The sequence below is a fragment of the Jatrophihabitans sp. genome, assembly GCF_046262535.1.
Lineage (GTDB): Bacteria > Actinomycetota > Actinomycetes > Mycobacteriales > Jatrophihabitantaceae > Jatrophihabitans.
Genome location: NZ_JBHEMO010000076.1, coordinates 1 through 19,192 on the forward strand (window position 1 = coordinate 1; position 19,192 = coordinate 19,192).

Annotated in this window: 26 protein-coding genes; 12 read left to right on the forward strand and 14 right to left on the reverse strand. The window is 70.2% G+C overall.

Features of this window, described 5'->3' with window-relative positions; genetic code table 11:
* The first annotated feature begins 8 nt into the window (after positions 1 to 8).
* Positions 9 to 224 carry a helix-turn-helix domain-containing protein gene (locus ABR571_RS10665; RefSeq protein ID WP_409453248.1) on the forward strand — a complete coding sequence of 72 codons (216 nt, stop codon included), beginning with the start codon at positions 9 to 11 and terminating at the stop codon, positions 222 to 224.
* On the opposite strand, the gene ABR571_RS10670 is transcribed toward ABR571_RS10665, so the two are convergent.
* The gene (locus ABR571_RS10670) at positions 214 to 441 is read right to left on the reverse strand and encodes a hypothetical protein (protein WP_409453178.1); all 228 of its coding nucleotides are present in this window, start codon (positions 439 to 441) and stop codon (positions 214 to 216) included. The two genes, ABR571_RS10665 and ABR571_RS10670, sit on opposite strands and share 11 nt — an antisense overlap.
* Before the next feature lie 64 nt (positions 442 to 505).
* Between ABR571_RS10670 and ABR571_RS10675 the strand changes: the two genes are divergently transcribed.
* The 3 genes from ABR571_RS10675 to ABR571_RS10685 all read left to right on the forward strand — a co-directional run bounded on the left by ABR571_RS10675 (position 506) and on the right by ABR571_RS10685 (position 2,304).
* Positions 506 to 1,018: a putative immunity protein gene (locus ABR571_RS10675; protein WP_409453179.1), complete on the forward strand. Its 513-nt coding sequence runs from the start codon at positions 506 to 508 to the stop codon at positions 1,016 to 1,018.
* A gap of 63 nt (positions 1,019 to 1,081) precedes the next feature.
* A complete protein-coding gene (locus ABR571_RS10680; RefSeq protein ID WP_409453180.1) occupies positions 1,082 to 1,702 on the forward strand; it encodes a ClpP family protease in 621 nt (206 codons plus the stop codon).
* Complete coding sequence (locus ABR571_RS10685) at positions 1,699 to 2,304, forward strand: ClpP family protease (protein WP_409453181.1); 606 nt, start codon at positions 1,699 to 1,701, stop codon at positions 2,302 to 2,304. The genes ABR571_RS10680 and ABR571_RS10685 overlap by 4 nt, the downstream gene beginning before the upstream one ends.
* Here the strand turns inward: ABR571_RS10685 and ABR571_RS10690 are convergent.
* The 4 genes from ABR571_RS10690 to ABR571_RS10705 all read right to left on the reverse strand — a co-directional run bounded on the left by ABR571_RS10690 (position 2,301) and on the right by ABR571_RS10705 (position 3,996).
* Positions 2,301 to 2,597, reverse strand: coding sequence for a helix-turn-helix domain-containing protein (locus ABR571_RS10690; RefSeq protein WP_409453182.1), 297 nt, complete (start codon positions 2,595 to 2,597; stop codon positions 2,301 to 2,303). The genes ABR571_RS10685 and ABR571_RS10690 overlap by 4 nt on opposite strands.
* A gap of 100 nt (positions 2,598 to 2,697) precedes the next feature.
* Positions 2,698 to 3,141: an SRPBCC family protein gene (locus ABR571_RS10695; protein WP_409453183.1), complete on the reverse strand. Its 444-nt coding sequence runs from the start codon at positions 3,139 to 3,141 to the stop codon at positions 2,698 to 2,700.
* A 1-nt stretch (position 3,142) separates the two neighbouring features.
* On the reverse strand, positions 3,143 to 3,535 hold the full coding sequence (locus ABR571_RS10700; protein ID WP_409453184.1) for an ArsR/SmtB family transcription factor: 393 nt from the start codon (positions 3,533 to 3,535) through the stop codon (positions 3,143 to 3,145).
* Positions 3,532 to 3,996, reverse strand: coding sequence for an SRPBCC domain-containing protein (locus ABR571_RS10705; protein WP_409453185.1), 465 nt, complete (start codon positions 3,994 to 3,996; stop codon positions 3,532 to 3,534). The genes ABR571_RS10700 and ABR571_RS10705 overlap by 4 nt, the downstream gene beginning before the upstream one ends.
* A 177-nt stretch (positions 3,997 to 4,173) precedes the next feature.
* On the opposite strand from ABR571_RS10705, the gene ABR571_RS10710 reads away from it, so the two are divergent.
* Both ABR571_RS10710 and ABR571_RS10715 read left to right on the forward strand, forming a co-directional pair.
* Positions 4,174 to 4,854 carry an NUDIX domain-containing protein gene (locus ABR571_RS10710; RefSeq protein WP_409453186.1) on the forward strand — a complete coding sequence of 227 codons (681 nt, stop codon included), beginning with the start codon at positions 4,174 to 4,176 and terminating at the stop codon, positions 4,852 to 4,854.
* A 43-nt stretch (positions 4,855 to 4,897) separates the two neighbouring features.
* Complete coding sequence (locus ABR571_RS10715; protein ID WP_409453187.1) at positions 4,898 to 5,449, forward strand: AAA family ATPase; 552 nt, start codon at positions 4,898 to 4,900, stop codon at positions 5,447 to 5,449.
* A gap of 38 nt (positions 5,450 to 5,487) precedes the next feature.
* On the opposite strand, the gene ABR571_RS10720 is transcribed toward ABR571_RS10715, so the two are convergent.
* The gene (locus tag ABR571_RS10720; protein WP_409453188.1) at positions 5,488 to 6,105 is read right to left on the reverse strand and encodes a DUF6518 family protein; all 618 of its coding nucleotides are present in this window, start codon (positions 6,103 to 6,105) and stop codon (positions 5,488 to 5,490) included.
* Between the two features lie 51 nt (positions 6,106 to 6,156).
* On the opposite strand from ABR571_RS10720, the gene ABR571_RS10725 reads away from it, so the two are divergent.
* On the forward strand, positions 6,157 to 6,543 hold the full coding sequence (locus tag ABR571_RS10725; RefSeq protein ID WP_409453189.1) for a nuclear transport factor 2 family protein: 387 nt from the start codon (positions 6,157 to 6,159) through the stop codon (positions 6,541 to 6,543).
* A gap of 99 nt (positions 6,544 to 6,642) precedes the next feature.
* On the opposite strand, the gene ABR571_RS10730 is transcribed toward ABR571_RS10725, so the two are convergent.
* Positions 6,643 to 7,410, reverse strand: coding sequence for an esterase/lipase family protein (locus tag ABR571_RS10730; RefSeq protein ID WP_409453190.1), 768 nt, complete (start codon positions 7,408 to 7,410; stop codon positions 6,643 to 6,645).
* A gap of 240 nt (positions 7,411 to 7,650) precedes the next feature.
* Between ABR571_RS10730 and ABR571_RS10735 the strand changes: the two genes are divergently transcribed.
* From ABR571_RS10735 to ABR571_RS10745, 3 genes are read left to right on the forward strand one after another with little or no spacing between them, the layout of a single operon-like run.
* Positions 7,651 to 8,508 (forward strand): alpha/beta fold hydrolase, encoded by an 858-nt coding sequence (locus ABR571_RS10735; protein ID WP_409453191.1) that lies wholly within the window; start codon positions 7,651 to 7,653, stop codon positions 8,506 to 8,508.
* A complete protein-coding gene (locus ABR571_RS10740) occupies positions 8,505 to 9,398 on the forward strand; it encodes a metal-dependent hydrolase (RefSeq protein WP_409453192.1) in 894 nt (297 codons plus the stop codon). Before ABR571_RS10735 ends, ABR571_RS10740 begins: the two co-directional genes overlap by 4 nt.
* Complete coding sequence (locus tag ABR571_RS10745) at positions 9,395 to 10,441, forward strand: PDR/VanB family oxidoreductase (protein WP_409453193.1); 1,047 nt, start codon at positions 9,395 to 9,397, stop codon at positions 10,439 to 10,441. The genes ABR571_RS10740 and ABR571_RS10745 overlap by 4 nt, the downstream gene beginning before the upstream one ends.
* Before the next feature lie 24 nt (positions 10,442 to 10,465).
* Here the strand turns inward: ABR571_RS10745 and ABR571_RS10750 are convergent, their stop codons facing one another.
* The 4 genes from ABR571_RS10750 to ABR571_RS10765 form a co-directional block, all read right to left on the reverse strand.
* Positions 10,466 to 11,008: a DinB family protein gene (locus ABR571_RS10750; protein ID WP_409453194.1), complete on the reverse strand. Its 543-nt coding sequence runs from the start codon at positions 11,006 to 11,008 to the stop codon at positions 10,466 to 10,468.
* A gap of 128 nt (positions 11,009 to 11,136) precedes the next feature.
* A complete protein-coding gene (locus tag ABR571_RS10755) occupies positions 11,137 to 12,507 on the reverse strand; it encodes a WS/DGAT/MGAT family O-acyltransferase (RefSeq protein ID WP_409453195.1) in 1,371 nt (456 codons plus the stop codon).
* A 29-nt stretch (positions 12,508 to 12,536) separates the two neighbouring features.
* Positions 12,537 to 13,496, reverse strand: coding sequence for a cation diffusion facilitator family transporter (locus tag ABR571_RS10760; protein WP_409453196.1), 960 nt, complete (start codon positions 13,494 to 13,496; stop codon positions 12,537 to 12,539).
* A 12-nt stretch (positions 13,497 to 13,508) separates the two neighbouring features.
* The gene (locus ABR571_RS10765; protein ID WP_409453197.1) at positions 13,509 to 14,942 is read right to left on the reverse strand and encodes a GuaB1 family IMP dehydrogenase-related protein; all 1,434 of its coding nucleotides are present in this window, start codon (positions 14,940 to 14,942) and stop codon (positions 13,509 to 13,511) included.
* 26 nt (positions 14,943 to 14,968) lie between these two features.
* On the opposite strand from ABR571_RS10765, the gene ABR571_RS10770 reads away from it, so the two are divergent.
* Both ABR571_RS10770 and ABR571_RS10775 read left to right on the forward strand, forming a co-directional pair.
* On the forward strand, positions 14,969 to 15,436 hold the full coding sequence (locus ABR571_RS10770) for a hypothetical protein (protein ID WP_409453198.1): 468 nt from the start codon (positions 14,969 to 14,971) through the stop codon (positions 15,434 to 15,436).
* A 188-nt stretch (positions 15,437 to 15,624) separates the two neighbouring features.
* On the forward strand, positions 15,625 to 15,870 hold the full coding sequence (locus ABR571_RS10775) for a DUF5999 family protein (protein ID WP_409453199.1): 246 nt from the start codon (positions 15,625 to 15,627) through the stop codon (positions 15,868 to 15,870).
* 17 nt (positions 15,871 to 15,887) lie between these two features.
* Here the strand turns inward: ABR571_RS10775 and ABR571_RS10780 are convergent, their stop codons facing one another.
* Genes ABR571_RS10780 through ABR571_RS10790 form a run of 3 tightly spaced genes read right to left on the reverse strand, consistent with a single transcriptional unit; the run spans position 15,888 to position 19,101 of the window.
* Positions 15,888 to 16,880 (reverse strand): crotonase/enoyl-CoA hydratase family protein, encoded by a 993-nt coding sequence (locus ABR571_RS10780; protein WP_409453200.1) that lies wholly within the window; start codon positions 16,878 to 16,880, stop codon positions 15,888 to 15,890.
* The gene (locus ABR571_RS10785) at positions 16,877 to 18,505 is read right to left on the reverse strand and encodes an acyl-CoA dehydrogenase family protein (protein WP_409453201.1); all 1,629 of its coding nucleotides are present in this window, start codon (positions 18,503 to 18,505) and stop codon (positions 16,877 to 16,879) included. Before ABR571_RS10785 ends, ABR571_RS10780 begins: the two co-directional genes overlap by 4 nt.
* Positions 18,502 to 19,101 (reverse strand): TetR/AcrR family transcriptional regulator, encoded by a 600-nt coding sequence (locus tag ABR571_RS10790; protein ID WP_409453202.1) that lies wholly within the window; start codon positions 19,099 to 19,101, stop codon positions 18,502 to 18,504. The genes ABR571_RS10785 and ABR571_RS10790 overlap by 4 nt, the downstream gene beginning before the upstream one ends.
* Between the last annotated feature and the right edge of the window lie 91 nt (positions 19,102 to 19,192).

Here is a 19,192-nt window from a genome sequence, read left to right on the forward strand (position 1 = left end):
GCTGCCGACTGGGCGCCGCGCTGCGTCAGGCCCGCGGGAGTCGCAGCATGGTCGAGGTCGCCGCCGCGGCCGGCGTACCCGTCGAAACCCTGCGCAAGATCGAGACGGGCCGGATCGCGACGCCGGCCTTCTTCACGGTCGCCGCTCTCGGCGAGGTCCTCGGCCTCGAGCTGGCGTCGCTCGCCGCCGACGTCGCGCCGGCCGACAAGGCGGCTACGGCGTAGTCGAGCGCCACGTCGACAACGCGGCACGATCGTCCTCGGACATCTCACCCCGCGCGAGCACCCGCGACAGGTCGAGACCCTCCAGAGCCGCCCGGAAGGCCGCTTCGATGGACGGATCGTCGCGGCCCGCTGTCTCCAGATAGTCGTCGACGATCTCGTCGGGCTCGACCTCGATCCGAGCGCCAGAACACCCCTCGTGGCGTCGAGGAGCCGTCAACGCGCCGGCGTCCCCCGAGGTCGCGAGCGGTCATCCGTAAGGCTATTCGGGCATCCTTCCGACTGTGATCATTCCGAAGATCCGCGACCCTCGGCTCGTGACGATCCGACGGGGCGGGACCCTCACCGACTCAGATCACCGGCTACTCGCACTGTGGGCGGCGGCGTGCGCCGAGCACGTGCTTCACCTCTTCGAGGCGGCCCGGCCCGACGACCTCCGACCGCGCGAAGCGATCGGGGCGGCGCGGGCCTGGGTGCGCGGCGAGGTGGGAATGATGCAGGCGCGGGCCGCCGGCGGCCACGCGATGGGCGCGGCGCGCGACCTCCGCGGAGCGCCGCGGCATGCCGCCTACGCTGCTGGGCAGGCCGGCGCGGTGGCGCACGTCGCCGCCCACGACCTCGGTGCCGCCGCCTACGCGATCAAAGCCGCGCGGGCCGCGGCCCCGGGAGCCGGCGAGGATGCCGGGCGCCGTGAGTGCCAATGGCAGCGCCGGCAACTCCCGGCGGCGATACGCGAGCTCGTCCTCGACGACCAACGGTCGCGCAACGACATCTGCTGGTCGGTGTTCGACTGCTGAGGGCAGCGCTGCCTGCAGCAGCGCGACGGGACATCGAGGTCTTGCGCTCGCCAGGGTGGCCTCATGAGCAACGACACCTGGGTTCCCGGACGCGAACTGGACGAGCAGATCTATCGACAGCTGTTCGAGCGGCGGACGCTGCTGCTCGGCGAACCGCTCGAGCACTGGAACAGCAACCGGCTGTGTGCCGGCCTCTTGCTGCTCAGCGCCGAGAATCCGGAGGCCGACATCCGCCTGCTCATCAACTCCCCCGGCGGCTCGGTACCGGGGATGCTGGCGATCCGCGACTGCATGCGGGCGATTCCCAACGACGTCGTCACGGTCAACCTCGGCATGGCGTACAGCGCCGGCCAGTTCCTGCTCAGCTCGGGCACGCGCGGCAAGCGGTACGCGCTCGCCCGGTCGAAGGTCTTGCTGCACCAGGGCTCGGCCGGCATCGGCGGCACTGCGCAGGACATCGCCATCCAGGCCGATGACCTGCGCCGGACGCGTGACACCGTGCTCGAACTCATCGCGGCGGACACCGGGCAGGACATCGCAACCGTCGAGCGGGACTCGCGCCGTGACCGTTGGTTCAGCGCGGAAGAGGCGTTGGCCTACGGTTTCGTCGACGCCGTCGTCGAGTCGGGGCACGACGTGCTGCCGGGCCCGCAGCGGCCCGTCGGGCTGGGGGCGCGACGGTGAGCACGTACGCGATCCCCTACGTCACCACCCGCACCAGTCAGGGCGAGCGCACCGTCGACATCTACAGCCGGCTGCTCGCCGAGCGGGTGATCTATCTCGGCACCGGCATCGACGACGGCGTGGCCAACGCGATCATCGCCCAGCTCATCCACCTCGAATCGGAGAACCCGGACCGGCCGATCAACCTCTACATCAACTCCGCCGGCGGCTCGATCCCGGCCACGCTCGCCATCTACGACGCAATGCAGTACATCCAATGCGACGTCGAGACGACGTGCGTCGGCGAGGCGTCGGCGACGGCGGCGATGCTGCTCGCCGGTGGCGCGACCGGAAAGCGGCAGATCCTCCCCCACGGCCGGGTCGTGATCCATACGCCGGCCGCGGAGGGCCGCGGAACGATCCCCGACCTGGTGCTCGAGGCCGACGAAGTCGAGCGGGTCCGGACGATGCTGGAGGAGATCTTTGCCGAGCACACCGGACGCACGCCGGCGCAGGTGCGCGACGACACCGAACGCGACCTGATCCTGACGCCGTCGGCTGCCGTCGAGTACGGCGTCGTCGACGCGATCCTCACCCGCCGAGCCCGGCCGGAGGAGGGCTAGGCCGCGAGGCAGACCGGCCCGCGGGCGAGGTGCTGCCCGGCGCGCCGGGTCAGCTCGTGCACCGACAGCCCGAGCGCCCCGGAGACCGCCGACAGGATCTCCGACGACGGGTCCTTGCGGCCGCGCTCCAGCTCGGACAGGTACTGCGGCGAGACACCGGCCCGGCCGGCGACGTCGGCGATCCGTTCCTCACGCCGGCTGCGTTCCTCGCGCAACTGCTCACCCAGCGCTTCTCGCCACAAGGGCTCCGGGTCACGGACGCTTCGCGGCCGGAGCGGGAAGACGTTCGTCATGCAGCCGAATGCTAGCGAGGTGGCGACCACGGCCGCGCGTGCGTTCGCTCAGGGCCGACGCCGACGAGCTGCCCGTCGGCGTCGGTCACGACGACCAATGTCAGTGCCAGTCGCTGATCTGGACGTCACGGGGTGAGGGTGCCCCCTCCCCTGTCTCGAGCAGGGACTTGAGGCTCATCAGGAAGAGCGCCCACTTCGTGCTGCAGTGGTACATGAAGTCGACGGGCTTCTCCCAGCCGCGGTGCTCGAACATGATGATCGTGTAGTCGCCGTCCTGATGGATGTGCCAGTCGATCTCGGTGCCCACCCATTCCTCGGGGCCCTCCGTCACCTCCCACAGCACTCGCCGGCCCGGCTCCTGGTCGCGCACGGTCATGTCGAAGCCGCCGGGTAGTAAGCGGAACTTGATGACGCCACCGACGTCCGTCTCCCCCGAGGTGTCGTCGGTCCACCAGCCCGAGAGGCCGTCGATGGTTGTCAGTGCGTTGTAGACCGCTTCGGGTGACGACGACTCGACGCCGATCCGGTGCAGGATGTCGACCATTTCATTGCCTCTTTCTCGGTTGCTTCTCTGGTTGCTTCTCGGCTTGCTTCTCTGATTGCCTTTCTTGGGCGCGCTGGATCGTTTCGGCGATGCGCTTGATGCGCTGCAGCCTCGCGTCCCACGTCGCGCGGACCGTGGCCAGCTGGTCGACGGCGCGCGCCAATTGCGCGTCGTCGACGCGGTAGCGCGTCTCGCGGCCGACCGGTGTGGCATGCACGAGGCCGACGCGGTCGAGCACTCCCAGGTGCTTTGCCACGGCCTGCCGGGTCACCGGCAGTTGCTCGCTCAGAGCGGTCGCCGTTCCGTCGCCGCTGACCACGAGCAGGTCCAGCAACCGGCGGCGCGTCGGGTCGCCGATCGCCGACCACAGGTCGTCGTCGATGGCCGTGGTCATGGTGTGGCGGCGAGTTCGTCGGCCCGGGCGGCCAGGCGGGGAAGGAATGAGTTCCACCCGTTCTCGTGGTCGCGGTACTGCTCCTCGAGGACGGCGATCTCCCAGCCCATCTCGCGGAAACCCGTCTCGCTGAAATGAAGGGTGGTTCCCGATCCGGACGGGATCAGCTCGAACGTCACGAGCAGCGAGTTGCCGGCGGCGGCGACGTCGCCGTCGGAATGGGTCCAGCGGAAGGAGAACAAGCGGGGCCGGTCGGCCTCGACGACCGTCATCCGCATGGCCTGAGTGCGACCGGTGGCCGCCTCGGTCCAGACGAGCTCCCCCTCGGCGCCGGCCACTGCTCCGATCTCGGTCTCGGCGTCCCACCATTCCCGGATGTGCTCGGGACTGCTGACGACGTCGTAGACCACGTCCGGGGATGCATCGATGTGCAGCTCCCGGTCGATGCTCGCGTACTCCATGGCACTCTCGCTTTCTGCAACGTTTGGTTGCATGTCACGTTAGCCCAGGTGTTCACGATGCGCAACTATCGGTTGCGTTAGGGACTGCACACGATCTGCTGGGATGTGACCGACACGGCGCCGGCGCTGTGGCATTACCGCCCCTGAGCGCCGGGCCGCGCCGACTACGTTGATCTGATGCAGGAAGGTGCCGGACGCGAGCGACCCGGCGTGGACGTGCCGGATTCGCGCGGCCGCCTCGAGCTCGACCGCATCGGGCGCGACCTGGAGCGCAATCCGCGCGTCAGGATCCGCGACGTCGAGATCACGTCGAACGGTTGGCACGTGCTGCGCCGCACCACCTTCGACTACCTCCGGGCCGACGGCACGTCGGAGACCCAGCAGCGTGAGACCTACGACCGCGGCAACGGCGCGACGATCCTGCTCTACGACGCCGACCGCCGGACGGTGCTGCTGACCAGGCAGTTCCGCTACCCGGCCTACGTGAACGATCACCCGGACGGCATGCTCATCGAGGCGGCGGCCGGACTGCTCGACGACGACGATCCGGAGACCGCGATCCGCCGAGAGGCGAGCGAGGAACTCGGGGTCGCGGTCGGGCCGCTCGAGCACATCTACGACGTCTACATGAGTCCGGGGTCGGTCACCGAGCGAGTCCACTTCTACGCGGCGTCCTACCGTCCGACGGACCGCACCGGCGCTGGTGGCGGAGTCGAGGCGGAGGGCGAGGACATCGAGGTGCTGGAGCTCGATTTCGACGACGCCCTCGCCATGATCGCGGACGGACGGATCGTCGACGGGAAGACCATCATGTTGCTGCAGTGGGCCGGGCTGGGGGGGCCGTTCGGCGGACGATGACGTCGGCGCCGCTGGTCCGGGAGCCGCGCGCTACGGTGCCGGAGTGCCCCGGCTGATCGTGCTGAACGGACCCCCGGCGGTCGGGAAGACGACCCTGGCGCGCCGCTACGCCGACGATCACCCACTCGCCATGGCGCTGGACCTCGACAGCCTGCGCCGGCTGCTGGGTCGGTGGCGCGACGATCACCAGCGGGCCGGGCTGGTGGCGCGCGCGATGTCGCTGACGATGGCGCGTCAGCACCTTGCGGCCGGGCTCGACGTCGTGCTGGCGCAGTACCTCGGCCGACCGCAGTTTCTCGACGAGGCCGCGCAGGTGGCCGAGCAGGCCGGCGCGCAGTTCTGCGAATTCGTACTCATGGACAACCGTGACGAGATCGTCCGCCGCTTCCAGGCCCGCACCGCGGCCGCGGCCAGTCCCGCCGACGTCGACGCCGGCTGGTTGGTCGCGCAGGTCGGCGGCAAGGACGCCATCTTCGCCATGATCGACCGGCTGCTGCTCATGATCTCGTCGCGGCCGCACGCGCAGGTGCTTCAATGTCCCGAGGGCGCCGTCGAGTCGGTGTACCGCGAGCTCGTGGCGATGTTGCCCGGATGACCTGGGTGGACGTGCCCGGTCGCCCCTGGGCCGCACCGTCAACCGAACAGCAGTGACGAGTAGGCGAGGTAGACGGCGCCGGCGGTGACCGCACCGAGCGCGAGGGCGCCCGCGCGTCTCGTTCCCGCAACCCGCCCGGACGTTCCCGCCACGGCGGCTAGCAGCACGGCCCCCGCGAGCTCGACCCAGCCCGGTCCGGGTGGGCCGGCCAGGCGGACGACGTACGCGCCCTCCCCCGCGAGTACACCGGCGAGGACCAGCAGCGCCGACATGCGGTCCCCCGCGCTGCCCCAGCGGACGAGGAACGCGCCCAGGCCGGTCAGCGGACCGATCCAGAGGGCGGCCATCGTCCAGAGCACCTGCTCGCTCTCGGTGGCCGGAATGTGCAGCACCTGGGCGACGTAGAGGTAGTACCCGGCTACATCGCCGAGCAGCGCGAGTAACCCGGCGGCGATCGCCGTCCCCCTCGTCCGACCGGCGACCGCCGCCACCGCGAACGCCACGACCGTCCAGACGGCGCCGGAGTTGGCGACCGTCGACCACTCGGCCGGGACGACGCCCTGCAAGTACGCGGTCAACCCGCCCGCGGCGAGCCCGGCGAGCGCGGCCCCGCCCGCGCCGGCGACCGACGAGGAACTGGATCGGATGGCAGTCATGCCGCCACTCTGGCCAACAAACCATAAGGGCGGCATTCGTAGGCTCGTCCCATGGACCAGAGCACCGCCGCCGAATTCGCGAGCCGCTGGGTCGGTCCGTGGAACAGCCACGACGTCGGAGCGGTGCTCGCGCACTTCACCGATGATGTGGTCTTCACCTCGTCGGTGGCCGCGCGATTCCTCCCCGAGACGGGCGGGGTCTTCCGCGGCCAAGCGGCGCTGCGCGCCCATTGGGCGGCTGCCCTTGCCCGGCTTCCCGAACTGCACTTCGAGGTGCTCGGCACGTGTGCCGGCGTCGACCACCTCGTCATCAACTATCGAAACCACGTCGGCGACCTCGTCTGCGAGGTACTGCGCTTCGACGGCTCCCTCGTGGCCGAGGGCCACGGCACGTACCTGTCCGACGACGCGGCCCGCGCAAGCGGTCTGCTTCGGTGACGGCGCGCTAGCCGGCGTACCCCGCCAACGCGGGCTCCGTGGCGACGTGCGGGTAGCGCGCCACTTGGGTGCCGGCCACGACGGCCACGCGAAGCAGGTTCACGACGGCCGACTGCAGCGCCACCCTGGCATCGTCAGTTGGGTGCACACCGACCTGCTTGTCCGGTTCGCCGTGGCCGGGCCGGTGTGAGTGAGGGCGTCCATGACCAGGGCGAAACCAACCGGGTCGAGCGTGCCCATGGTGAGGTGGTCGGCGACGTGCAGTGGACAGATCGACTGCACGACCACGTTGCTGATCCGACCGGGCCCGGTGTGCAGAGCCGAACTCGCGGCCGGCCCGAGGTTGGGGACCACGACCTCGTCCAATGTCGCCGTGTAGATCTGCGTGTAAGAGATCCCTGCGTAGGTCTCCTGCCCGGCGTTGAGCGCACGCAGGAACGCTGACCCCGTTCGCTGCTGCCAGAACGACGGCGCGCAACCGAGCCCGCACACCGCCTCTGCGTCGAGCGTGCGGTGGTTGGACGGGTCGATGCCGACGAGGTCGTCGACCATGGCCTGGGTGTCCGGCCACCACTTGAGCGCCCAGCGGGGCACCATGCCGCCCTGGCTGAAGCCAACGACGGACACCTGCCGATGCGCTGCGGCAAACATCGTCCGCACGGCGTACACCACGTACTCCCCCGCGGTCTGGACGTCGCTCATCGCGTGGTTGGGCAGGGTCACCGCACACCACGGTCGGTGGGCGGCAGTGAAGACCTTCTCGTAGTTCCAGCTGAAGTTGACCTCGGGGGTCAACGTGGTGCCGGGGACTAGCAGGACGGGACGGCCCGAGCTGAGATCGCCGGAGCAGTGGAGGGCGCGAGCCAACGTGGCGGAGGGAACGGTGAGGGCCCGTCCGGACGCCGCCGCGGGACCCGACGTCGCCGTGGCCAGGCCGCTGTGAGCGCGGCCGTCACGGCGGCGACGAACACCTTTCGCATGATCAGCACCGTACCCGGAGGTATCGGCCGTCACTCCGCGGTTGACAGGCGGGTATGCCACCGGGATAGTCGGAACTCTACCTGCGACGACGTGTATCAGGTACCGCGCGATACGGGAGGACGACCGATGGCTGCTGAGCGGCTGCGACGGGTGACCTCGAGCGACGGTGTGACTCTGGCGGTGTATGAACGGGGCGACCCGACGGCGCCGACGATCGTCGCGATCCACGGGTATCCGGACGACCACTCGGTCTGGGACGCGGTGGTGCCCCTGCTGGCCGACCGCTTCCACGTCGTCACCTACGACGTCCGCGGAGCCGGCGGTTCGGACAAGCCCCGGGCCCGCAGCGCCTACCGGTATGCGCGGCTGACCGACGACCTGGCTACGGTGCTGGACGCAGTGAGCCCGGATGCCCCGGTGCACCTGCTGGCCCACGACTGGGGCTCGATCCAGGTGTGGCCCGCTCTCCCCCAGCTTCCCGGTCGCATCGCCACGTTCACGTCCATCTCCGGCCCGTCGCTCGAGCACGGCGGGATCTGGTTACGGAAGGTGCGCGAACACCCATGGGCCTCGCTGCGTCAGATGGGCCACTCGTACTACCTGGCGCTGTTCCAGCTGCCCGGGCTGCCCGAGCTGGTGGTGCGCAGCGCCGTCGCCGATCGCAAACTCCGTGCCGCGGGTCACACCGGGGCCAGCGTCGACGACCGGGTTCACGGCGTGATGCTGTACCGCGCCAACGCCTTCGGCGCGGTCCGCCGACCCCGTCCTCGGCCCGTGGCCGTACCGGTGCAGCTCATCGTGCCCGAGTCCGATCCGTTCGTGACGCCCCAGATCGCCGTGGGCGCGGCCGAGCCGTGGGTGCCCGACCTGACCGTGCATCGCGTCGCGGGTGGCCACTGGATCGTGACCGAGCAGCCCGACCTTGTCGCCGAGCTGACAGCGGACCACATCGACAATCACCTGCAAACGGGCGTCGTGCGATGACGGCCGTCAAGCTCGCCGCGCCCGACCGGGTGGCGCTGCACGCCCGCGAGGTGCGCTTCGATTGGACCGGCCTGCCGCTGCGGTGGATTCCGGGCGAGGCGTTCGCCTCGCACATGCTCAACGTCCTGCACATTCTCCTGCCCGAAGGCGAACGCTGGTTCGTGAAGGTCTTCGCCGAGGCTCTGCCGCTGATCGAGGACGACCAGCTGCGCGAGGACGTGTTGGGGTTCATCGGTCAAGAGGGCATGCACGCCGGCGCGCACCAGGGCGTGCAGGACTACTTCGCCGAGCAGGGTCTCGAAACCGCGGAGTACGTGGCCGACCTGGAGCACCTGTTCCGACGGCTACTCGGCGCCCGCAATCTCACCGGCAAGAAGCGCGAGGAGTGGCTGATCGAGCGGATCGCGCTCGTGGCGGCCGTCGAGCACGTGACGGCGTTCCTCGGCAACTGGATCCTCAATTCCCCCGGCCTCGACGTGGCCGGCGCCGACGAACGGATGCTCGACCTGCTGCGTTGGCACGGCGCCGAGGAGGTCGAGCACCGATCGGTCGCCTACGACGTGTACATGCACGTGGACGGCCGGTATCTGCGGCGGGCACGCACCTACGTCGTCGGGGCGACCGCCCTGTGCTACCTCTGGGCCCGCGGCGTCAGCTACTTGATGGCGAACGATCCGACGCTGGATCGGCCGGTGAAGCCGCGGTGGCGCAGCCTCGTCAGCACGGCCCGGAAGGGCTTGACGCCGAGCTATCTCGACATCGCCGGGTGCGCCTGGCGCTACTTGCAGCGGGGTTACCACCCGAGCCAAGAGGGGTCGACGAGCCAGGCGGTCGCCTACCTCGCCCGGTCCCCGGCTTCTCTGGCGGCGGACGGCCGCCGCGGCGCGTGACGGCGCCGGAGCGCTACCACCCGCGGACGCCGTCGATGCGGGTGTTGGCGGTGATCGTCGCGGCCTACGAGAAGATGTCGGGTGTATCCGGCAGGCTTCGTCCTCCGGTGGTGCCGGTCGATCGCCGTCTTCGGGTTCGGGTCGGCCAGTTGCAACCCGAGGGCGAGGACGTCGTCGGCCTGTGCCTGGAACCGACGAACGGCTTGCCGCTGCCCGCTTGGCATCCCGGTGCGCACGTCGACGTCGAACTGCCTTCCGGCCGCCTGCGGCAGTACTCCCTCTGCGGCGAGCCGGCCCAGCGGGATCACTACCGGATCGCGGTGCGCCGCCTTCCCGACGGTGGCGGCGGATCGGTCGAGGTGCATGCCCTGCCCGTCGGCGCCGAACTCACGCTGCGCGGGCCGCGCAATGCCTTCCCGTTCATAGCCACCGACCGGTACCTCTTCGTCGCGGGGGGCATCGGTATCACCCCGATCCTGCCGATGGTGCGCGATGCGGTCGCGCGTGACGCCAATTGGACGTTGGTCTACACCGGGCGCACGCGGGCGACGATGCCGTTCCTCCAGCAGCTTGGTGAACTGGATCCCGATCGGGTCCACATCTGGCCCGACGACGAGTACGGCATCCCGGCCGGACGCACGATCGTCGGCCTGGCCGCACCGGGCGCCGCGCTCTATGCCTGCGGACCGCCGCCGATGATCGACGCGATTCGGGGCGAGATCCCCAGCGCGCGGATTGCCAGCCTGCATTACGAGCGGTTCTCGCCGCCGCCGGTGGCTGCGGGCCGGCCCTTCGAGATCGTCCTGGCCCGGAGCGGACACGTGGTGCCGGTCGGGGCCGATCAAACGGCGCTGGCAGCCGTGCGGTCCGTCCTGCCCGACGTCGCCTACTCGTGTCAGCAAGGCTTCTGTGGGACGTGCCCGGTCTCCGTGCTGGGCGGGGACGTGGACCATCGGGACCGCTGCCTGACCGACGTGCAGCGCACCAGCCGAATGGCGCTGTGCGTGTCGCGCGCCAGCGGCAGCGTGACGCTCGACCTCTAGCGTCCGCTCCCCTGCTCCGGCCGGCTACTCGCCGGTCTGGCCGTCGACCGACTCGCGCAGGAGATCGGCGTGACCGTTGTGCCGCGCGTACTCCTCGATCATGTGGACGAAGATCCAGCGCAGGGTGGGAATGCCACCCTCGGGCCAGACGCTCTGCGCGGCCTGCCGCCCGAGGTCACCGTCGGTCAGCGCCTGGGCCACGAACTCTCGCGAGCGCTGCACCGCCTCCCACCAGAGAGCGAAGAGTTCGTCCGGCGAATCGTCCGCGGCTGAGTGCCACTCCCAGTCCGGGTCGGATTTCCAGTCCACCGCGTCCCATGGCGCCCGTTTCGGCTGGCCGGCCAGGCAGCGGGAGAACCACAGGTCCTCGACGTAGGCCATGTGCTTGAGCAGGCCGCCGAGCGTCATGGACGACGCGGCGGTCGTTGCCCGCAATCCGTCGGAGTCCAGGCCACCGCACTTCCACGCCAGCGTGGCCCTTTGGTAGCCGAGAAAGCCCCTCAGGGTCTCGATCTCGTCCCCCGCGATCGGAGGCTCGGGGCGTCGCTGCTCTTCCAGATCGGTCATGATCGCGACGCTAGACCGGACAACCGACACCGCGCGTAGTGATCAAGTCCCACTCGGGCGCCTGCAGGCACGCCTCGCGGGGACTTGATCACGGCAAGTGATGGCGTGCGTACCGGCAGGCGACTCCGTCAGACGCCGACCGCTTTCTCGAGCGCGCCGAGTTCGTCGTCGAGGTACCCGAGCAGTCGCTGAAGATGCGGCACCGTCCTCCGGCAGCCGGTCAGGCCGAAGGCGATCTCGTCGGAGTAGCTGGTGCAGGTGATGTTCAGCGCCTGCCCGTCGAGCGGGATCGAGAGCGGGTAGAGACCGTCGAGCCGGGCGCCGTTCCAGTACATCGGCTGCCGCGGCCCGGGCACGTTCGAGATCACCAGGTTGAACGGCGGTCGCACGGACCCGGTCAGCCGCAGCAGCGGCCACAGGCCGAGCGGGCTGATGCCGATGGCGCTCATCGCCATGATCTGGGTCGGCGACAAGGACTGCAGGAACTCCTTGCCTTCCTCCATCGACGCGTGCACGGTGGTCAACCGGTCGCCGGCGTCGTCGTGGTCGGTGCCCAGGTTGCACATCACCGCGCCGACCGCGTTGCCACCGCCGTCCGTGGAGGACGAGTCCTCGCCGTGCAAGGACACCGGCACCATCGCGATCAACGGCGCGTCCGGCAGCGCGTCCATGCTGAGCAGGTAGTTGCGAAGCGCGCCCGAGCACATCGCCAGCACGACATCGTTGACGGTCGCGCCGCGCGCCTTGCCCACGACGCGGATGCGGTCGATCGGCCACGACTGCGCGGCGAACCGGCGCGCTCCGGTGATCGGCACGTTGAGCATCGACTTCGGTGCCGACAGCGACATCGCTCCGCTCTGGTCCTTCAGCGCCCGGTTCACCGTCCGGGCGAGCGCCGGCACCAGGCCGGCCGTCTCAGCGAGGAGCTGAAGCGGCGACGGACCCGATGAGCCCTTCGTGCCGCCCGGCTTCGGGGCCCGCTCGCGCGGTGCCCACGGCGGGGGCATGTCGCGCTCGGCGGCGTCGGGGCTCAGCATGCGGCCCAGCAGGCGCAGCGCGGACACCCCGTCCACCAGCGAGTGGTGCACCTTGAAGTAGATGCCATACCGCCCGTCGTCCAGCCCCTCGATGAGGTGCATCTCCCAGAGCGGACGGTGCCGGTCGAGCAGGGTCGAGTGCAGCCGCGAGCACAGCGCCAGCAGCTCGAGGATGCGCCCCGGCTGCGGCAGCGCGTTACGCCGTACGTGGTGCTCGAGGTCGAACATCCGGTCGCTCTCCCACCCCCACTGACCGAGCGAGGTGATCGAGCGGCGGGGCCGCTTCTGGAACAGCGGCGAGACCTCGTCCTTGGCGACCGCGTCGTCGAACATCCGTCGGACGTCGAGCGCGTCGGCACCGTCCGGTGGGACGAACAGTTGCAGGCTGCCCACGTGCATGGGGTGCTCGCGGGTTTCGGCGAGCAGGAAGAGCGACGAGGTCGGCGACATGGGCAGCAACATGTTCTGATCCTTCCACCGATCGCGTGGTCCTACCCGTTTTCTCCGATTCGACCGGGTGAGAGGTGGACTGTCCCGTGCGGATCGGCGCAATTGTCGGCGTCGTGCATCTGTTGCTCTTCGTGGTCGACCTGGAGGGTGACGTGGTCGATGCCGTGTCCGTCCGCCAGGCGGAGCCGCAAGGATTCGGCGACCTCGTGGCAGTCGAAGAGCGGACTGACCAGGACGTGGGCCGACATGGCCGTGGCCCGCGAGCCCAGCACCCAGACGTGCAGGTCGTGCACCTGGGCGACGCCGTCCACGGCCGCCAGCTCCTTTCCCAGCAACTGCGGGTCGATTCCGGGCGGGGCGGCTTCGAGGAAGACCCGACCGGCCTCGCGGACGAGCTTGGTCCCCGTCCACGTCATCAACGCGGCCACGACGAAGGTGGCCACGGGGTCCGCGCGCAACCAGCCCGTCCACAGGACGACGAGGCCGGCCGCGAAGGTCGCGCCGAACGCCCAGATGTCGGTTACCAGGTGCGCCAGGACGCCGCGGACGTTCAGCCCGGCGCGGTCGGCGCGTCCGGCCAGTGATGTCGCCAGGACGTTGACCAGCGCCCCGAACACCGCCACGACGGCCACCACTCCGCCGCGCACGTCGGACGGCTCGACGACCCGCCGGACACCCTCGAAGGTGAACCAGGCCGCCAGGAGCAGCAGCGTGATCCCGTTGGCCTGGCCGGAGAGGGCGTCGATGCGGGCGAAGCCGTACGTGTAGGCCCCGCGGGCCGGCCGCTCGGCGACCCGGGAGGCGGCGACGGCCAGCAGCAGCGCAGCCGCGTCGGTGAGCATGTGGCCGGCGTCGGCGATCAAGGCCAGCGAATGGGCCAACAGGCCGGCGATGGCCTCGGCGACCATGAAGGTGACGACGACCCCGAGGGCAGCCAGCAGCCAGCGCCGGTCGCGGCGCCCTGTTGCACCGTGGGAATGCGCGTGGGCGGACCCGGCCATGGCTCTACCCTCTCACCAGCCGGCGTGCAGCGGCCGTCCTTCGGCGAAGCCGGCAGTGCTCTGGACGCCCACCACGGCCCGTTCGTGCAGCTGGGTCAGGTTGACCGCGCCGGCATACGTGCAGGCCGAGCGAACCCCGGCGGTGATCGCGTCGATGAGGTCCTCCACGCCGGGACGCGCCGGATCGAGGAACTGCCGCCCGCTCGAGATGCCCTCTTCGAACAGGCCCTTGCGCGCCCGCTCGAACGGCGTCTCGCCGCTCGTCCGGCTGGCCACGGCGCGAGCCGACGCCATGCCGAAGCTGTCCTTGTAGAGCCGGCCGTCGGGCGCGACGTGCAGGTCGCCCGGCGATTCATAGGTCCCGGCGAACCATGACCCGATCATCACCGCCGAGGCACCGGCGGCGAGGGCGAGCGCGACGTCACGCGGGTGGCGCACTCCCCCGTCGGCCCAGACGTGCTTGCCCAGCTCCGCGGCGGCGTCGGCGCATTCGAGGACGGCGGAGAACTGTGGCCGGCCGACGCCGGTCATCATCCGGGTGGTGCACATGGCTCCCGGCCCGACGCCGACCTTGACGATGTCGGCGCCGGCTTCCATCAGCGCCCGCGTGCCTTCGGCGGACACGACGTTGCCGGCGACGATCGGGAGGTCCGGGGCGAGCGAGCGAACGGCTTCGAGCGCCTCCAGCATCCGCTGCTGGTGCCCGTGCGCGGTGTCGAGCACGAGCAGGTCGATTCCGGTGTCGAGGAGTTCGGCGGCCCGGCTCTTCACGTCCCCGTTCACGCCCATCGCTGCGGCGATCCGCAGGCACCCGTCGGCGTCGGTGGCCGGCTGGTAGATGGTCGACCGCAACGCCGCCTTGCGCGTCAGTACACCGAGGAGCCGCCCGTGCGAGTCGACCACCGGGGCGATCTTGCGGCGCTTCGCGTCGAGCTCCTCGAACGCCCGGGCCGGGTCGACCGGGTCAGTGAGCGTCAGCGGATCGGGGGTCATCACCTGGTGCAGCTGGGCGAACCGTTCGGCCCCGGCGCAGTCGGACTCGGTCACCACGCCGACCGGCCGGCCGTCCTCGATCACGATCAGGGCGCCGTGGGCTCGCTTACCCAGAAGGGCGAGCGCTTCGCTGACCGTGCTCTGCGGCGACAGCGTCACCGCCGTCTCGATGACGTGGTGGCGCCCCTTGACCCAGTGAACGACGTCGCGGACCACCGGAACCGGAATGTCCTGGGGCAGGACGGTGAGCCCGCCCCGGCGGGCCACCGTTTCGGCCATCCGTCGTCCGGCCACCGCAGTCATGTTCGCGACGACCAGCGGGATCGTCGTGCCGCTGCCGTCCTTGGTGGACAGGTCGACGTCGAAACGGGACGGAATGTCGGATCGGGCGGGGACCATGAAGACGTCGTCATAGGTCAACTCGAACGATGGCGGAGGTCCGATGAAGCGCACGATTACGGAATTCTACGCTGAATCAAATGACCCTCGCTGTGTTCGACATCGACGGGGTGGTCGCCGACGTCCGCCACCGCCTGCACCATCTGGAGCGGCGGCGCGCCTGGAACGCGTTCTTCGAAGCTGCCGACGAGGACCCGCTCCTCCCGCAGGGCGCGTCCCTGGTGGCCGACCTGGCCCAGGAGCACGAGATCGTCTGGTTGACCGGCCGGCCGGAGTGGCTGCGCGAGACGACGGCCGACTGGCTGTCCGCGCACGGCCTGCCGGACGGCGAGTTGTATCTCCGCCCGCACGGCGACTACCGCCCGGCCCCGCACTACAAGCTCGGCGTGCTGCGGCAGCTGGCGCCTCGCGGAATCGCCGCTGTGATCGACGACGATGACGAGGTCATCCGCGCGGCGCTGAGGGCCGGCTTCCCCGCGGCCCTCGCGGATTGGGTGCCGCGGACACACGCTCTGCGTCAGGCTCAAGATCGAGACGGCCGGACCTGAAGGGTTGCGCGAACGCCTGATGTGAGGTTAGTGTGAAGTGGAACACAACACGGATTTCACATCACGGCCGCGTATCGAGATCGGGACCCAAGTCCTCAATATCCACAAGGCCCGCGTGTGAACTGGACAACCGCACAATTTCGAGCACACTTGACCACGACCCACCGGAAGCGATTGCAGGAACGGACATGATGGACACCACGGCCACCCAGGCCCCGCGCTCGTGCCGCCACATCCCGGCGTGCCCCGCCGCCGACGCCGCTGACCGCGACGCCGCCCACGTGCTCTCCGCCCACCCCGAGCAAGGCTGGAGCCTCCTGTGCAACGGCGTCGTCGTCTTCGAGGACTTCGGCGAGATCCTGCCCGACGGTCACTGCACCGGGTCGCGCCACCACGACCTCGTTCTCGCCTCGCCGCACCGCCGGGCCGGCTGAACGTCCGCAGTCGCGCGTCAGCCCCGGTGGACCGTCCGTCCGGCATCCCCGAACGGCTCGTCCCGCTCCCGAACCGCCTGCTTGAATCCGGACTCCGCCGCTCGTTCCACGAACGAGTAACCCTCCCGTGTGTGTCGCGCGACGCCGTCGAAGACCGTGCTGACCATGGCGCTGGTCGCGACCCCCTGGGCCAATAGCGCCGAGTTCAGCGCCAGCTTGGCCATCATCAGCTGGTTGAGCGGCATAGCCGCGATCCGTCCGAGCAGGATCTCGGTCCGCTCGTCCAGTTCCGCCGCCGCCGGTGCTTCGATCGCCAGGCCCCACTCGCACGCCTCGGTGCCGGTCAGTGTGTCGCCGGTGAACAGCAGCCGCTTGGCCCGTTGATCGCCCAACCGATGGGCCCACATGCCGGCTGCCGGTATCCCCCACACGCGGGTCGGCGGATAACCAATTTTGGTGTCCGCGGCCGCGATGATCTGGTCGGCGTATAGGGCGATGTCCGTCCCGCCGGCTACACAGAACCCGTGCAGCTTCGCCACGGTCGGCTTCGTCGCGTGCAGCAGGCTGGCGAAGCCGCGGTTGAACCGGCTCATCATCGCGTAATCGACCATCGGGTCCCAGGTCCGCGACGGGTCGTGGTTGCGGGCCTGGGCCACTGGGTCGAGCACCGTCCCGTCGCGCGGGATCTCGGCCGACGCCTGGGACATGTCCTGCTCGGCGAACAGCGCCAGGTCGTAGCCGCCGCAGAACCCGCTCCCCCGGCCGGAGACGACGATGACGTGCACCCGCGGGTCGAGATCGGCCCGCTCGACCGCGTGGGCCAGGTCGAGCGGCGTGTCCGGCGTGATCGCGTTGCCCTGCTTCGGGCGGTTGAAGGTCAGCCGGGCGATCCGGCCCGTCACCTCGTAGGTCAGCGTCGGATACGTGGCCTCGTCCGCCGGCGTGGGCCGTCCGGCGAACAGCGAGTCGCCGCCTTCGGTCAATCCGCGCCGCCAGGTGGGTCCGGTCATCCCTGGATGCGGGCGCGGTCGAGGATCGCCGCGGTGTCGGTCCCGGCCGGCAGCGTCCCGTAGGCCACGCCCCAGTCGCCGCCCAGACGGGAGGCGACGAAGGCGTCCGCGACGGCCGGAGCGCCCGTGCGAAGCAGCAGCGAGCCCTGCAGCAGCATCGCCATCTGCTCGACGATGCGCCGCGCCCGGAACTGCAGGTCGTCCAGGTCGGAGAACTGCTTCTGCACCATTGCCAGCGCGTCGTCGTAGCGGCTGTCCAAGCCGCCCGCCAGCGCGAGTTCGGCGAAGAACGCTTCGATCGCGTCGGGCTCCTTGCCCATCGCCCGCAGGGTGTCCAGGGCGGCGACGTTGCCCGATCCTTCCCAGATCGAGACGAGCGGCGCCTCGCGGTAGAGCCGCGGCATCCCGGAGTCCTCGATGTAGCCGTTGCCGCCCAGGCACTCCAGCGCCTCGACCGTGTGGGAGGCGAGCCGCTTGCACAACCAGTACTTGGTCACGGACAGTGCGACCCGGCGGAACGCCTTCTCCGCCTCGTCGCCACGCGCCGCCCGGTCAACCGCACCGGCGATGCGCATGACGACCGTCGTCGCGGCTTCCGAATCGATCGCGAGGTCGGCCAGCACGTTGGCCATCGCCGGCTGGTCGATCAGCGCCTTGCCGAACGCATGCCGGTGGGTCGCGTGGTGGACGGCCTGGGCGGTGCCGATCCGCATGCCGCCCGCGGCCATCAGGGCGCAGTCGAGCCGGGTCATGTTGACCATCTCGATGATTGTGGGCACGCCGCGGCCTTCCTCGCCGACCAGCCAGCCCACTGCGTCCTGGTACTCCACCTCGCTGGACGCGTTGGACTTGTTGCCGAGCTTGTCCTTCAGGCGCTGGAGGTAGAACGCGTTGCGGCTGCCGTCGGGCAGGACGCGGGGCACGAGGAAGCAGGACAGCCCGGTCGGTGTCTGGGCCAGCGTGAGGAACAGGTCCGACATCGGCGCCGAGGTGAACCACTTGTGACCCGTGAGCCGGTAGCTGCCGTCAGCACTGACGACGGCGCGGGTCGTGTTGGCCCGCACGTCGGAGCCGCCCTGCTTCTCGGTCATCGACATGCCGGCGATCAGACCGCGCTTGGTAAGCGGGGCGCGGAGCTCCCTGTCGTACTCGCGGTTGGTCAGCAGCGGCTCGTAGGCGGCGGCCAGCTCGGGCGTCGTCCGTAGTGCGGGAACGACGGCGTAGGTCATCGAGATCGGGCAGAGGTGGCCGGCGTCGGCGACGCCCCACGAGACGACCTTCGCGGCGCGGGCGACGTGGGCGCCCGGCCGGTCGTCGGCCCAGGGCGCGGCGTGCAGCCCGTGCTCGACGGCCGTCCGCATGAGGTCGTGGTACTGCGGCAGGTACTCGACCTCGTCGACCCGGTGGCCGTAGCGGTCGTGGGTGCGCAGGACCGGCGGGTGGTCGTTGGCCAGCCTGCCGGCTTCCTGCCACTGTTCGCTGTTGCCGAGCGCGCCCAGCTGCCGGACCTCGGCCTCGGCCCAGCCGGCGCCTTCCCGGTGCAGGCCCTCGATCAGCGCCGGATGGGTGCTGATGTCGTGCCCGACCAGCGGGGGGGCCTGGTTGGTGACCTCATGCGTGCTCATTGGACGGGACCTCCGATGGCGCGGTGGGTGAAGGCGATCAGGGTGGGGACGAGGTCGGGGTCCTCGGCGCCGGTGGCCAGCGGCCCCACGAGCGCCTCGCCGAGCGCGCCGACGAGCGCGGCCGCCACGACGGACGCGTTCTGCGGCGGAAGCTCGCCGTCGGCCACTCCGCATTCGATGGCGTCGGTGATGACATCGCGGAAGGCGCGCCGGAACTCCAGGCGCAGTTCGTCGATCACCGGATCGACCGGTTCGACGAGCAGGACGTAGGCCCGGCGCGGGGACTTCAGCGCCCGCCGGGAGAAGGTCTCGATGACGGCGGTGGCCCGGTCGAGCGCGGAGCCGCTGGCGGCCGCCTCCCGTACGACGTCGACCTCGTGGGTCACGATGCTGCGAAAGACCTCGGCGATGAGTTCGACCTTGCCGGCGAACTGCTTGTAGACCGTGCCGGCGGCGACTCCGGCGCGCGCGGAGACGGCCGCGACCGTCGTGCCCGCGTAGCCGTCCTCGGCCAGCAGTGCGGCGGCGGCCGCGACGATGGCATCGCGCTGCGCGTCCAGTCGATCCTGCACGCGCGGGGTCCGGCGGTACGCCACCCAAGAAGTGAATCATCATTCACTTCTTGCCACAACCCGCCTTTGCACCTTTCAGCGCCGTAAATCGGCCGCTCCAACAGCGCTGAAAGGT

What these genes read in the sequence shown, in the direction of transcription:
- ABR571_RS10680 (WP_409453180.1), top strand. Translation starts at nt 1,082, where the DNA reads ATGAGCAACGACACCTGGGTTCCCGGACGCGAACTGGACGAGCAGATC.
- ABR571_RS10690 (WP_409453182.1), bottom strand. Translation starts at nt 2,597, where the DNA reads ATGACGAACGTCTTCCCGCTCCGGCCGCGAAGCGTCCGTGACCCGGAG.
- ABR571_RS10695 (WP_409453183.1), bottom strand. Translation starts at nt 3,141, where the DNA reads ATGGTCGACATCCTGCACCGGATCGGCGTCGAGTCGTCGTCACCCGAA.
- ABR571_RS10700 (WP_409453184.1), bottom strand. Translation starts at nt 3,535, where the DNA reads ATGACCACGGCCATCGACGACGACCTGTGGTCGGCGATCGGCGACCCG.
- ABR571_RS10705 (WP_409453185.1), bottom strand. Translation starts at nt 3,996, where the DNA reads ATGGAGTACGCGAGCATCGACCGGGAGCTGCACATCGATGCATCCCCG.
- ABR571_RS10710 (WP_409453186.1), top strand. Translation starts at nt 4,174, where the DNA reads ATGCAGGAAGGTGCCGGACGCGAGCGACCCGGCGTGGACGTGCCGGAT.
- ABR571_RS10720 (WP_409453188.1), bottom strand. Translation starts at nt 6,105, where the DNA reads ATGACTGCCATCCGATCCAGTTCCTCGTCGGTCGCCGGCGCGGGCGGG.
- ABR571_RS10725 (WP_409453189.1), top strand. Translation starts at nt 6,157, where the DNA reads ATGGACCAGAGCACCGCCGCCGAATTCGCGAGCCGCTGGGTCGGTCCG.
- ABR571_RS10735 (WP_409453191.1), top strand. Translation starts at nt 7,651, where the DNA reads ATGGCTGCTGAGCGGCTGCGACGGGTGACCTCGAGCGACGGTGTGACT.
- ABR571_RS10740 (WP_409453192.1), top strand. Translation starts at nt 8,505, where the DNA reads ATGACGGCCGTCAAGCTCGCCGCGCCCGACCGGGTGGCGCTGCACGCC.
- ABR571_RS10750 (WP_409453194.1), bottom strand. Translation starts at nt 11,008, where the DNA reads ATGACCGATCTGGAAGAGCAGCGACGCCCCGAGCCTCCGATCGCGGGG.
- ABR571_RS10755 (WP_409453195.1), bottom strand. Translation starts at nt 12,507, where the DNA reads ATGTTGCTGCCCATGTCGCCGACCTCGTCGCTCTTCCTGCTCGCCGAA.
- ABR571_RS10760 (WP_409453196.1), bottom strand. Translation starts at nt 13,496, where the DNA reads ATGGCCGGGTCCGCCCACGCGCATTCCCACGGTGCAACAGGGCGCCGC.
- ABR571_RS10770 (WP_409453198.1), top strand. Translation starts at nt 14,969, where the DNA reads ATGACCCTCGCTGTGTTCGACATCGACGGGGTGGTCGCCGACGTCCGC.
- ABR571_RS10775 (WP_409453199.1), top strand. Translation starts at nt 15,625, where the DNA reads ATGATGGACACCACGGCCACCCAGGCCCCGCGCTCGTGCCGCCACATC.
- ABR571_RS10780 (WP_409453200.1), bottom strand. Translation starts at nt 16,880, where the DNA reads ATGACCGGACCCACCTGGCGGCGCGGATTGACCGAAGGCGGCGACTCG.
- ABR571_RS10785 (WP_409453201.1), bottom strand. Translation starts at nt 18,505, where the DNA reads ATGAGCACGCATGAGGTCACCAACCAGGCCCCCCCGCTGGTCGGGCAC.